The sequence below is a fragment of the Nocardioides sp. SR21 genome (assembly GCF_022761125.1).
In the GTDB taxonomy this organism is placed as follows: domain Bacteria; phylum Actinomycetota; class Actinomycetes; order Propionibacteriales; family Nocardioidaceae; genus Nocardioides.
Genome location: NZ_JAKWJR010000011.1, coordinates 16,151 through 29,060 on the forward strand (window position 1 = coordinate 16,151; position 12,910 = coordinate 29,060).

At 73.8% G+C, this 12,910-nt stretch carries 7 protein-coding genes and 1 pseudogene; 3 read left to right on the forward strand and 5 right to left on the reverse strand.

The window, feature by feature from the left end:
* Positions 1-33: 33 nt before the first annotated feature.
* Positions 34-786 carry a class I SAM-dependent methyltransferase gene (locus MJ604_RS19245; protein ID WP_243060214.1) on the reverse strand — a complete coding sequence of 251 codons (753 nt, stop codon included), beginning with the start codon at positions 784-786 and terminating at the stop codon, positions 34-36.
* A gap of 22 nt (positions 787-808) precedes the next feature.
* On the opposite strand from MJ604_RS19245, the gene MJ604_RS19250 reads away from it, so the two are divergent.
* Positions 809-2,125, forward strand: a complete 1,317-nt coding sequence (locus MJ604_RS19250; protein WP_243060215.1) for an acyltransferase — start codon at positions 809-811, stop codon at positions 2,123-2,125.
* A gap of 1,274 nt (positions 2,126-3,399) precedes the next feature.
* On the opposite strand, the pseudogene MJ604_RS19255 reads toward MJ604_RS19250, so the two are convergent.
* A pseudogene (locus MJ604_RS19255) lies at positions 3,400-5,655 on the reverse strand (alpha-(1->3)-arabinofuranosyltransferase family protein); the annotation flags it as partial.
* A gap of 8 nt (positions 5,656-5,663) precedes the next feature.
* Positions 5,664-9,752, reverse strand: a complete 4,089-nt coding sequence (locus tag MJ604_RS19260; RefSeq protein ID WP_243060216.1) for an alpha-(1->3)-arabinofuranosyltransferase family protein — start codon at positions 9,750-9,752, stop codon at positions 5,664-5,666.
* Between the two features lie 87 nt (positions 9,753-9,839).
* Between MJ604_RS19260 and MJ604_RS19265 the strand changes: the two genes are divergently transcribed.
* On the forward strand, positions 9,840-10,559 hold the full coding sequence (locus tag MJ604_RS19265) for a class I SAM-dependent methyltransferase (protein WP_243060217.1): 720 nt from the start codon (positions 9,840-9,842) through the stop codon (positions 10,557-10,559).
* A gap of 53 nt (positions 10,560-10,612) precedes the next feature.
* Here MJ604_RS19265 and MJ604_RS19270 read toward each other — a convergent pair whose 3' ends face one another.
* Entirely contained in the window at positions 10,613-11,416 is an 804-nt protein-coding gene (locus MJ604_RS19270) for a class I SAM-dependent methyltransferase (protein WP_243060218.1), read from the reverse strand.
* 66 nt (positions 11,417-11,482) lie between these two features.
* Here MJ604_RS19270 and MJ604_RS19275 point away from each other — a divergent pair, with 66 nt between their 5' ends.
* Positions 11,483-12,646, forward strand: coding sequence for a glycosyltransferase family 4 protein (locus MJ604_RS19275; RefSeq protein WP_243060219.1), 1,164 nt, complete (start codon positions 11,483-11,485; stop codon positions 12,644-12,646).
* 72 nt (positions 12,647-12,718) lie between these two features.
* Here MJ604_RS19275 and MJ604_RS24025 read toward each other — a convergent pair whose 3' ends face one another.
* Positions 12,719-12,841, reverse strand: coding sequence for a hypothetical protein (locus tag MJ604_RS24025; protein ID WP_279236335.1), 123 nt, complete (start codon positions 12,839-12,841; stop codon positions 12,719-12,721).
* Positions 12,842-12,910 lie beyond the last annotated feature (69 nt).

Genomic DNA, 12,910 nt, shown 5'->3' on the forward strand with positions numbered 1-12,910 from the left:
ACCGATCCGGGGCGGACCCCGAAACAGGCTCCGTCATCGCCGCCGCAGGACGATCACGAGGTTCCACGTGATCAGCTCACGGACGAGCGGGACCCGGGTCAGCCAGTAGGCGAACCGCGGGTTGTAGCGCGGGATCAGGTCGAGGACCTCGGCCTGGTCCTGACGCCCGGCCCAGTCGAGCCCGGCGGCGACGGTGACGGCGAACAGCGACTCGCCGAACTTGTTCTTGGGCTCCTTGCCGTGCCGGCGCCGGTAGCGGGCGCGCGCCCGCCGGCCGCCGAGGAAGTGCCAGGGCGCGGTCTCGTGGCCGCCCCACGGTCCGTACCAGACGGTGTAGGAGATGAACGTGACGCCGCCCGGCTTGGTGACCCGCACCATCTCGTCGGCCATCCGCCACGGGTCCGGCACGTGCTCGAGCACGTTGGACGAGTAGCAGAGGTCGAAGGTCTCGTCGCCGAACGGCAGGTCGAGGCCGCTGCCGATGACCGTCCGGCGCTCGATCTCGCCGAGCCCGGACAGCTCGCCGACGTCCGCGTCGAGGGCGAAGTACGTCGCTCCGCGCCCCTCGAACGCCCGCCGGAAGTAGCCCGGCCCGCCGCCGACGTCGAGCATCGCGGCGCCGTCCAGGGACAGGTAGCCGGACAGCTGGTCGGCGGAGTCGGTGGCCAGCGCCTCGTAGAAGACCGCGGGGTCGGTCTGCTCCTTGCGGAACGCGCGGAACAGCCGGACCGATCGCCGCAGGTCAGCAGCCCAGACGGGCGCGCCGGAGCGACGGTCGTGAAGCACGCGCCGACCCTATACTGCGCGCATGTCGGCCAGCACGAGCGTGTCGGTGGAGGAGGACACCTCGCCCGCCGAGCCCCAGTCGGACCGCGAGGTCCAGGTCGCCGCGCTCACCGGCCTGCGCGGCTTCGCGGCGCTGGTGGTCGTGCTCGTGCACGTCTCGGTCCGCACCGACTACCCGTGGCTCGGCCTGCCTGCCTACGGACCGATCTGCCTCTTCGTGCTGTCGGGCTTCCTGCTGTACCGACCCTGGGCGCGCTGGACGCTGCGCCTCGGTCGCGAGCCTGGGATCCGGGGCTACACCCGGCGACGGCTGGCCCGGATCTTCCCGGCCTACCTCGTGGTGGTCTTGGCGGTCGCGGTGATCTATCCGCCCTCCCGACCGGACGGCGCGGCCGACTGGTTCTACAACCTCACCCTCACCTGGATCTACGTGCCGGGACACTTTCCCGACGTGATGGCCCAGTCATGGAGCCTGTGCACCGAGCTGTCGTGGTACGCCGCACTGCCCGTGATGGCCGTGGCCAGCGGGGCGTTCGCGCGCCGGTACCCCCCGGCGACCGCGCTGCGGATCATGACCGCGCTCATCGCCCTGTCGCTTCCGGCCACCGTCGGCTGGTGGGTCTGGCTCCATGCGAACGGCCTGCACGTGCACTTCACCTACCGGTTCTGGCTGCCGGGCTACCTGGTGTGCTTCGCCGGCGGCGCGCTGATCTCCCTGTACGCAGAGGCGAAGGCGGCCGGGATCGCCTCGACGTCACGTCTCGAGCGGCTCGCCTCGGACCCGTGGGCGCCGCCACTCCTCGCCGTGACCGCCGCGCTGTTCAGCACCTCCACGTTGGGAGGCGCCGACGGCTTCGGTTACCGGCCACTCAACTTCTCCGAGGAGCAGCTGCGCCTGGCGACCTCGACGCTGGTCTCGCTCGTCCTGCTGCTGGTGGTGGTGTTCGGCCCCGCGGCCTCGCCGATCAGCAGGCTGATGAGCACCCGTCCGCTCGTGGCGTTCGGCCGGTGGTCGTACAGCATCTACCTGTGGCACCTGCCGCTGCTGGTGATCCTCGACTACAAGGTCCCCTACCCCGAGGGCTCACTCCCGGAGCTGGCCGTCAAGCTGATCTGGGCACTCGCCCTCTCCGTCCCGCTGGCGGCGGCGACCTACGTGTGGGTCGAGAAGCCCGCCATCGACTGGTCGCGTCAGCCGTGGTCCGGACGGCGCTCACGCGGCCGTCGAATCGCCGAGCCCGCGCCGAGGACCCCGAGGCCGGTCGCGAGCAGCACGACGAGGAGCCAGCCAGCCGACGCGACGAGCGCGCCCCGGGTGAGCGCCTCGCCGGAGGTGTAGCGCACGGTCACCTCACCGTCGCCCGCCGGCACGACCCAGCCCTGGGCCCACCCGTCGAGCGTGACGGCGTCGAGGTCCTCGCCGTCGACGCTCGCCCGCCAGCCGGGGTCGGCCGGGAGCGCCAGGGCGAGGGTCCGCTCGCGAGGAGCGGTGCCCAGGTCGATCGTGACCGGCTCGGAATGGTCGTCGCGGCCGAGCAGGTCGGCGGCGACCGCCGCCGGGGCGCCCGTCGTCATCACGGTCGACGACCTCGCGGCGAGCAGCAGGCCCCGGGCCCACCAGTCGAACGTCGTCCTGAGCGTCACGTCGTTCTCACCGGTCCCGAGCACGGGGCGTCCGCAGACGGTGGCCAGCACCGTCATGCCCCGGACGATCTCGCGCGGGGTCACCCGCATCGAGGTGCCGTACTCGACCCCGTCGACGCTCACCGGCGGTCCCTGGTCGCAGCCCAGCCGCTCGCTCCGGTTGGCGTCGTACCGCACCGGCGGTCCCCCGACGAGCTCGACCTCGCCGACGGCGACCGGCATCCGGTCGATGTCCGCGCTCGTCGAGTCGGCGGTCGGCACGTCGGTGTCCTCGAGGATCGTGATCGCGAGCTCGCGGGTGTAGACCCGCGGCAGGTCGATCGTGCCGTCGTCCTCGACGTCGACCTCCGTGGCCAGGCTCTCGACCGGCTCGCCGGTACGCCGCCCCAGCTGCTCGGCCTCGACCCGGACCCGGGTCGGTCGCGAGCCCGGGTCGCCCTCAGGCGCGATCAGCCGCACGGCCGACAGCTCGGCCGGCCGTCGCCACGACAGCGTCAGGCGCGGCTCGCGGTCGGCCGCCGCGGGACGCCAGGCGGTGGTCGGGTCGGCGTCGGCCGCCGCCTGCGGCCGGGTGCGCAGGTCAGCGGCGGCGACCGAGTCGCTCGACGCCACGACACTCGGCCCGGCGATGCCGTCGGCGAGCGACGCTGCCTGCTGGGTGCTCGACGCCACCAGCCAGGCGCGACCGACGACCGGCGTCGGCCGCGACGCGAAGACCACGCGGTCGAGCACCCCGCCGTCCGGGCCGCTCACCTCGAGCTCCCCGTTGCAGGCGGTGCCGGAGACGTCCTCCGTCCCGCGCGGGACGGCCGGGACGCAGTGCGCGGTGCTGCCGGGGCGCAGCGCCATCAGCCAGGCGGGGGCCGGGGTGTGGTCGAGGGCCAGGGGCGCCCGGACCTCGACGTCGGGGACGCTGACCTCGACGATGCCGACACTGTCGCGCTCGCCGTACGTCTCGTTCACCGCGGTGACCGTGATCCGCAACCGGCGCACCTCGCCGACGTCGTCGAGCACGACGAGCCCGTCGTCACCCACGGGGTACGTCGCCTCGTCGCCATCGGTCGAGACGAGCACCTGGGCGGCCGCGCCCGCGCCGACGGCGTTGCGCAGGACCCGGATGCTGGTCCCCGAGAGCGGGGTGGGCTCGCCGAGGTCGACCTGCCACCACTGGCCGACGCCGCTGCCCGGCCTCGACCGCCACGACGTGAAGGGGTTGCCGTCGATGCCCGCGACGGGCGCCGCGGTGGGGTCCCGGTCGGAGGCGTCCAAGTCCGCGGCGGACGACGAGGCGGTCACGGCCCGAGCCCCCTCGAGCCGGCTGTACGCACTCGTCACCGGGGCGGCGTCGGCGGGGACGACCGACCGAGGCGCACCGATGCCCAGGTCCGGTCCGTAGGGATCGGTCGCGACCCGCTGGTCGACGTCGCGGCGGCGGGCGCTGTCGGAGACCAGCACGGCAGGCGCACCGGACCCCGGTCGCAGCACGACCGCCCGGTCGCCCAGCACGCCGGCCGAGGCCAGGTCGCTCACCGTGCCGGCATCGCCGACCGCGTCGATCGGCGGACCGGCGTACGCCCAGCCGTCGGCGGCGGTCCGTGGCGCCCAGACCTCGACCAGGGGCGTGCTCGTGCGGACGCCGAAGTCGATCAGCGCCTCGGGCCCGTCGGCTGCCGGGAGCACGGCGAGGCGCTGCGCCCCGAGCGAGTCGAGGGAGGCGCGCACGAGCGCCGTCGGCCGGTCGCGATCCGCCTCGACGGGACCGCCGAGGCGCACCAGCACGTAGGTGACGCCGAGCCGCCGCAGCGCGCTCGACGTGCCGGGACCGGCGTCGCCGCGCCCCAGGCGGGCGACCAGGTCGTCGAGCGCGGTCGTCCCGGCAGCGCCGGACGTCGGCACGTCGTCGCGACCGATCCAGGGGCGGGCGCCGAGCGCGGACCCGATCGCCGCGAGGTCGGTGCCGCCGGTGTCGACCGGCATCACCAGGACCCGGCCGGCCGGTGCAGAGGCCGACCAGTCGGCGACGGCGTCGAGCAGGCGGTTCTCCTCGGCGCTCTCCGGCGCCGGCTCCGCGACCGTGGCGGTGATCCCGGCGCACACCGCGATCGTGGCGAGGACGGCGACGAGCGTCCCGGCGACCTCGCGCCCGCCGGTCGGCAGCCGTCCCTCCCGCGTCCAGGCGAGTCGGCTCCGCAGGTCCTCGACCAGCGGGCACCAGGCCACCAGCCCGGCCAGGCCGAGCACGCCCAGCGCCGGCGACACGAGGCCGGCGGGGAGGACACCGGACGCCGGCGCGGGCACGTGCGGGCGCCAGTCGCCGACCCAGACGAGCAGCACGACCGCCGCCACCACGACGAGCGAGGCCGCCACGAAGAAGCGCTCCAGCTGCGGGCTGCGGAGTGCGAGCGCCCCGACAGCGATCACGAGCGAGCCCGCGACGACCGCCACGAGGAGGAGCAGCGCGAGGTCCGTGCGGCCGACGGCGGCGGCCACCTGCGCGCGCAGGGTGTCGGCGCTGAGGGCTGCCACGTCGACGGTGTGGCGGGTCTCCCACACGAGCAGGAACCACCACCACGCCGAGGCCGCGGCGGCGAGCACCAGCCATCGCCAGGCGAGGGCGAGGTCGGCGCGGCGACGGGGTACGACGGCGAGCCCGCCCACGACGAACGCCGCGACCGCCCAGCCGGCGCTGCCGACTCCGGCCAGCCCGAGCCACGCGGCGGACGCGGCCGCCGCCCGCCAACCGCGGCCGGGCCCGAACAGGGGCGCGACGACCCATGGCAGCGTCGCCGCGGCGAGGGCGTCCACCGGCGAGAGCACGCTCGTCGGGACCAGCACGGTGCCGAGGACGAAGAACACGGCCCCGGTCCACGGCGCCCACGACTGCGCGGAGTCGGTACGACCGGACCGTGACGCCAGGGTGCGGGCGAGGTGGACCGCACCGAGGACGGCGACCACCAGGACGAGGATCCGCCAGCACGTCTCCACGGTGTGGGCGGACAGCCCGACCTCGGTGCCGACGGCGAGGGCCAGCGCGAACGGCAGCTCTCGAAGGCCCTCGACGGTGCTGCCGCCGAGCGTGCCCACGAACGTCCAGCCGTCCCCGGCCGACCGGACCGCGGCCCACGGGTCGGTGGCGATCCGGGCGGTGACAGCGGACACGGGCTGCGACAACGACCACCGCAACGCGATCACGGCCACCAGCAGCGCGACCAGCGCCGTACGCATCCGCGGGATCACGCCGTCTCCTCGACCCGCTCGCGACCGAACAGCACGCGTCCGGCGACGATGCCGACGACCCCGGCCGTCAGGACGTCGGCCGCCGACGGCGGGGTGATCACCGTGCTGACGTCGCCGATCGAGACCGTCACGGCGACCGCGAGCAGGGACGCGCAGGCGGCACCGACCTCGGCGAGGCTGCGGCGGCGCGCCGCGACGCCGGCGAGGGCGCCGACGGCGAGGGGGAACGAGGCCAGCGCGAGCAGGCCGCAACCCGCGGCCACGGCGACCGCCATCAGCACGGGGCCGGGCGACGCGGGTGCTCTGGGGGCGGCGGCGCGGAGCCGGGGCGGCCGCCGACGGAACCACACCAGCGTCACCAGCGCCGCCACGTTGAGCAGGCCCGCGAGCACCAGGCCGATGACGATGCCGTTCTGGAACGACGACTGCGGGACGAAGACCAGCTCGACCTCGCCGACCGAGCCGGCGGGGACCCGCCAGGCCTGCTTCCAGCCGTCGACGACCACGGTGTCGAGAGGCCTGCCGTCGAGGCGCGCCTCCCAGCCCGGGTTCTCGCTCTGGGACACGGTGAGGATCGACTCGCCGGAGGTGCGCACCGCGATCGTCCGCGCGGTCGGCGTCCAGCGCACGACCCGGACGTCCGACGCGTCGGCTGCCGGCTCCGGCGACGGGGATGCCGGGGTCAGCCACAGCCGCGAGACGGCGAAGCCGGCGGCGCTCGTGACCCGGATCCGCTGGGTGCCGGCGCCCATCCGGACGGGCTCGTCGCCGCAGGGGACGATGGTGAGCTCGCTCCCGTCGACGACCTCGGAGAGGTCGCCCACGATCCTGGTCTGCACGGTCCGGCCACCGACCTCCACGGTCGGGCCGAACCCGCACACCACGCCCGTGGCCGCCGTCGGGTTCGCGGTCTGGCGCAGGTCGTCGAGGCCCAGGATCTCGAGCTCGCCGATACCGACGCCGACGCTGCGCAGCGGGTCGGCGACCGCCGTGATCCGCAGCCGCGTGGTCCGCACCGGCTTCATGAACCCGGCCCGCTCCCCGGTCGTCGACACGACCTGGGGCGTGCTGCCCGGGATCATCGGGTCGACCGTGAGCGACTCGGGGAGCACGCCCGGCTGGTCGGCGCCGAGCCTGGCCAGCACCGACCTGATCGTGCGCGGCTGTCGCCACGACAGCTGGATCCCCGGGGTCGGGTCGAGCGGCGACGCGTACCAGCTCGTGTCGTCGAGGCCGTCGTACGCGTTGACGCCGACGACGGCGGGGTCGCCGGCGTACGTCGAGCTGACCTCGACCTCGACCGCCCGGCGGCCGAGCGGGGCGAACAGGCGCTCGATCGCGGCGCCGCCGGTGGCGACCGCGCGGCCGGACAGCTCCCACAGGCCGGCCTCGGTGACGGTGACCGTGCGGTCGAACCCCGGGGTCTCGGGCGTCTCCTGCTGCCAGCCGCCGCCGCAGGTGACCCGGATGTCGACGACGACGCAGGCGCGCCGGCTCGGCTCGCTGCGGAAGAAGATCGAGGTGTCGGCGGAGACCTCCCCGGGCACGCGCAGGCTGCGCCGGACCTCGACACCGCCGATCGAGACGTTGGCCAGCCGGACCTGCCGCCTGTCGCCGCGGATGTCCTCGACGGTGATGCGCAGCGTCGAGGTGAGACCGTCGGGGAGCTCGATCCCGTCCGCGATGCCGTCGGCGCCGACCTCGGCCGTCACGGAGCCGGCATCGGTCGACAGCCGGACCAGCGACACGTCGGCACCGGCCCCGTTGTCGAACAGCAGCGTCACCGGGCCCAGCCGGGCGGGCGCGGCGAACTCGACCTCGATCCACTGTCCGACCGGATCGGCGAGCGGCGCGGTCGTCCAGGCGGTGAAGCCGGAGGCGTCGAAGGCGGCGTACGGGTGCTCGCCCGAGCGGATCGGACCGAGGACGTCGGCGTACCCGCCCGACGACGAGGCGGTGATCGCGGTGATCCGGCCGTAGTCGGCGACGGTCGTCGCCTCCGGGACGGACCCACCGGTGAAGTCGTGCTCCCGGCGCCCGAGCCGGTACGGCTCGTCGCGGGTCATGACACCCGAGACCGCGTCGGTGATGCGCCCGAAGGAGCGCTCCACCCGCTGGTTGCTGTCGGTGACCACGTCGACCGGCTCGCCCTCGGCCGCGCCGCCCGCGGCGTCGGCGAGCAGGACCGGCTCCTCGGCGGACACCAGGCCGACCTGCGCCAGGTCGTTGACCGCCTCGGGCCCACCCTGGACGATCCGGCGGCTGTCCCAGTCGTCGAGCGCGACCCGCGGGTCGTCGCCATCGGGCTGCACCTCGAACACCGCCACCGCGGGGTACCCGTCGCTCGTGCTCCCGAAGACCGCGGCCGAGGTGAGGCCGGTCGTGCTGCCGAGCGACGCCATGACCACCGGCACCGGCGGGGCGTCGGTCTGCGCGGGGTCCAGGTCGTTGCGCGCGACGACATGGGTGATGCCCATCCGGCGCAGCGAGGAGGCGAAGCCGGAGATCGGGTGGCCGTCGGCGATCTGGTTCTCGATCGCGTCGAGCAGCCGCAGCGTCCCGGCGGGGGCGACCGCGCTCTGCGAGCGCGACGCCCAGGGCGGTGCGTTGAGCACCTGGATGGGCTCGTCGATCGTCCGGCCCCAGGTCTGCACCGAGAAGATCGTGCCCGGGAGCACCAGGACGCCGACGGGTCCCTCCTGCTCCCGCAGGTACTCCGCCGCGTCCTGCCACGACGTCGAGATCCGGACCGCACCGTCGGCGACGCGCAGGTCGCCCGACGCCGCGGGCTGCGCCGCGGCACCGACCAGCACCACGACGGCCGCCGTCAGCGCCACCGCGGCGGTACGCCGCCGCGGCGCCGAGAGGCGGCGGGAGCGCGCGACCAGGCGCGGCACGGCGGTCGTCACGAACGCGCCCAGCCCCAGCGCCAGCGGAAGCCGGATCAACGGGTCGAACTTGTGGACGTTGCGCAGCGGCGCGAGCCAGGAGTCGAGCGCGTCGAGCCACTCCCGGCCGAACACCGACCCGGCCGGCTCCGGGCTGCCGACGGTCAGGAACGCGAGCCCGACGAGCATCGAGGTGACCAGCACGCGGCGCGCCCACAGGCCCGGCTCCATCAGCCCGAGCAGGCCGATCCCGGCGACCGCCACGGTCGTCGCCAGCAGGACGGCGGACGAGACCAGCTCCCAACCGCCGACCCAGCCCGCGCTGCCGCCGCCGGGGAAGAACGCCACCCAGTGACTGGTGCCGCGGAACGACGCCAGCCAGCCGGTCTGGCTCGCGGTGTCGGCAGCAGACTCGATGAACGAGAGGAACGGCGGTGCGTACTCCCCCATGAGCAGCAGCGGCACGAGCCACCACAGGCTGGCCAGCAGCGCGGCGCCCGTCCATGCCGCCGCGTCGCCGATCCGCCGTGGCCAGCTGCGGCCGTCGGTCAGCAGCATGAGCAGGCCGGGGAGCATCAGGCAGGCGACGACCAGGGTGGCGTTCTGGCCTCCCATCCACGGGATCGTGGCGGACGACCACAGGATCGCGACCCACCAGCGCAGCCGCCCCCGCAGGTAGAGCACGACGGGCAGCACGGTCCACGGCAGGATCGCCGACGGCAGGGTCTCCCCGCTGAGGCCGCCGACGGTGGTCAGCACGCGCGGCGCCAGCATGTAGGTGAGGCCGGCGAGGACCGCGCCGGTGGCGCCGATCCCCGGCCAGCTGCGGGCGAGCCGCAGCATGCCGAAGTACGCCAGCAGCATCACCGCGGCGGTCCACAGCCGCTCCCAGATCCACATCGGCAGGTGCAGCAGGTCGCCCAGCCAGAACGCCGGCCCCATCGGGACCAGGTAGCCGTACGCCTGGTTCTGGAGGCCGCCGAGCGTCCAGTCACCGGTCCACACGTCGAGGCTGCGGGTCAGGAACCCCGTGACGTCGAACTGCAGGTCGAGCTTGGTGTCGAACGTGACGAGGCCGGGCTGCTGGATCAGGTTGAGGGCCAGGACGCCGACGGTCACCACGAGCGACACGAGACCCTGGGCACCGACGTGCGGTGCCGGCGCGTGCCGATCGTCGACCGGGGCGCTGTCTGCCAATGCGCCTCCCTTTGTCCACGCGCGGCCCGGAGTCTATAGGGTGCAGCGCAGGCTCCAGCCCGGTGCCGAGAAGCAGAGGAGGAGCGGATGTCGCAGCCGAGGAGCACGGACTTCTCGAGCGCGTGGGCCGTGTCCTCCGACATCGCCGGATGGCTCACGCAGGACCAGGCGGCACTGCTCTGGGACGCCACCGAGGACCTGCCCGACGGCGCGGTCGTCGTCGAGATCGGCAGCCACCAGGGCCGGTCGACGACCGTGCTCGCCGCCGCCCTCCGCGGCCGGGGCGGCCGGATCGTGGCCATCGACCCGTTCGTCGACGGCCGGCTGTTCGGCGGCAAGAAGACCCGCGAGATCTTCGAGGCCAACATCGCCCGCGCGGACGCGACCGAGGTCGTCGAGCTGCTGCCGGAGTACAGCACCAGGGCCCGGCCGACCTGGACCACGCCGTTCGACTACCTCTACATCGACGGCAAGCACGACTACTGGACGCTGTCGGACGACCTGAAGTGGTCGGCGCACCTCCCCCCGGGCGCGCCCGTGCTCATCCACGACTGCTACTCCTCGATCGGCGTCACGCTCGGCATCCTCGCCCACGTGCTCCCGTCGCGGAGCCTGGTCTACGAGCGCCGGGCCGGGTCGCTCGCGCTGTTCCGCGTCGGCCGCCCGACCCTGCGCGACCGGATGCGGATCCTCGGCGAGATGCCGTGGTGGCTGCGCAACGTGATGATCAAGGTGCTGCTGCGGCTGCGCCTGAACCGGGTCGCGGCCGCCGTCTTCAACCACGACAGCCCGTACGACCCGTACTGAGTCCTACTGGGTCCGACCGGGTCCTACCGGGTCCTACCGGGTCCTACCGGGTCCTACCGGTAGATCCGCCGCTCCAGCACCGGGTCGTCGGGCCGGTGCATCTCGGGCTTGACGATCTGGTTGTAGCGCAGCTCCACGCGCCGGCGCCGGCGCTGGGCGCGCGCGGTCAGCACGCTGGTGAGCCGCTGGACGACGACGGTCTCCCACGTGCGCTGGTGTCCCGGCGCGGCCATCGCCGCAGCCGCGAACTCCGGGTCGAGCTCCCCCTCGACGCGCAGCTTCACCGCACCCGTCCAGTGCAGCTGGATCACCCGGTGCTCGAACCGGCTGTTGAGCACGTCGTCGAGCGCCTGCCGCACGCCGGCCTGCTCGATGTAGGCGTTGATCTCCGGGTCGAAGTACGGCGCGGTCTTCGCGGTCATCACCAGCGTGGGCGCGGCCGCGTCCTGCTCGTCGAGGCGGCACCACCAGATGTGGCTCGGGAAGTCGACGATCTTCGCGCTCGCGGCCTCGGGCACCTCGATGTAGCCCGCCCGGGCGACGCGGGTGAGCTCGGAGGCGACGCCGACCGGGTCGGTGACGTGCTCGAGCAGGTTCGAGCAGATCGCGTAGTCGAAGACGCCGTCGGCGAACGGCATGTCCGCGGCGTCGGCGTCGAACAGGGGCCGGCTCACCCGCGCACTCGACCGGCCGGAGCGCTGGGCGGCGTACTCCGCACCCGCGTAGCGATCCAGGAGGACGTCGGCGCGCCAGGACGGCTTGTCGCCGCTGCCGACGTCCAGCACCAGGTCGTCGTCGCCGACGGGAACGCGGATCCGTCTGTCGAGGAACGACTGCCACTGCGAGAGGACCGACACGAGCGGAGAGTATGGCATCGGCGCAAAGGTCGGCCCTTCTCGTGACCGGCGAGTAACCTGTTGTCCATGCAGGGAGGGAGGCCCGAGCGCATCCGGGGCCGACACGTCGTCTTCTTCAACTGGCGAGACACCGCCAACCCCGAAGGCGGCGGTTCGGAGCGCTACGTCGAGTCGATGGCGCGCGGCGTCGTGCGCCACGGCGGTCGGGCGACGATCTTCTGCGCCGCGCACGGCGAGGCGCCCTCCGAGCAGACCGTCGACGGCGTCCGCTACGTGCGCGAGGGCGACCACGTCATGGTCTACCTGCGTGGCCTCTGGAACCTCGCCCGGCGCCGGTTCGGCAAGGTCGACGTCGTCGTCGACGTCCAGAACGGCCTGCCGTTCTTCACCCGTCTCGGCACCCGCAGGCCGGTCGTCGTGCTGGTCCACCACGTGCACCGCGAGCAGTGGCCGATCGTCTTCCCGGGGCTGATGGGCACCGTGGGGTGGTTCATCGAGCGCCGGCTCGCGCCGGTGCTCTACCGCCGCAGCCAGTACATCGCGGTGTCGCGGGCGACCCGCAACGAGCTGGTCGAGCTCGGCGTGGGCCGTGAGCGGATCGCGGTGGTCCACAACGGCACCGCCCCGCCGCCGGTCACGGACGCGCGCAAGTCGGCGTACCCCTCGATCGTGGTCGTCAGCCGCCTGGTGCCGCACAAGCAGATCGAGCACGCGATCGACGCGGTCGCGGCGCTGCGCTCCGACCACCCCGACATCCGGCTCACGATCGTCGGGAGCGGCTGGTGGGAGGACGACCTGCGCAAGCACGCCGCGGACGCCGGTGTCGGCGACGTCGTGTCGTTCGAGGGCTTCGTGACCGAGGCCCGCAAGCACGAGGTCCTCGCGGAGTCGTGGCTGATGCTGCTGCCCTCGGTCAAGGAGGGCTGGGGGCTGGTGATCGGCGAGGCCGGCTCGCACCGGGTCCCGACGATCGCCTACACGTCGGCCGGCGGCACCCGCGAGTCGATCGCCCACCTGCGCTCCGGGCTGCTCGTGGAGGACGAGGCGGAGCTGATCTCGGCCACCCGCCGGTTGCTCGAGGACGCCGAGGAGCGCGAGCGGCTCGGGACCGGGGCGCTCGAGATGTCGCACACCTTCTCGTGGACGCACTCCCAGGACTCCTTCGCCCACGTCCTGAGCGACGTGCTCGCGGGCCAGCGCGTCAGCGTCGAGGACCCGGACGGCCCCTGAGGCGAGCGGGCGGAAATGACAGAACCCGCCGCGTTCGACGCGGCGGGTTCTGTGGAGTCTGGTGCGGGTCGACTACTTGGTCGAGCCGTAGGAGATGACCTCGCCGTTGGACTGGTTGCCAGAAGGAGCGGTCGCGGCGTTCACGACGCCGAAGGCGGTCGCGCCGGCGAAACCAGCGCCAGCCAGGAGTGCCACCGCACCGATGATGATTCCCTGCACGTTCAGTCCCTCTCCACTAGGTGGGCACAACCTACCAGCCAGTTG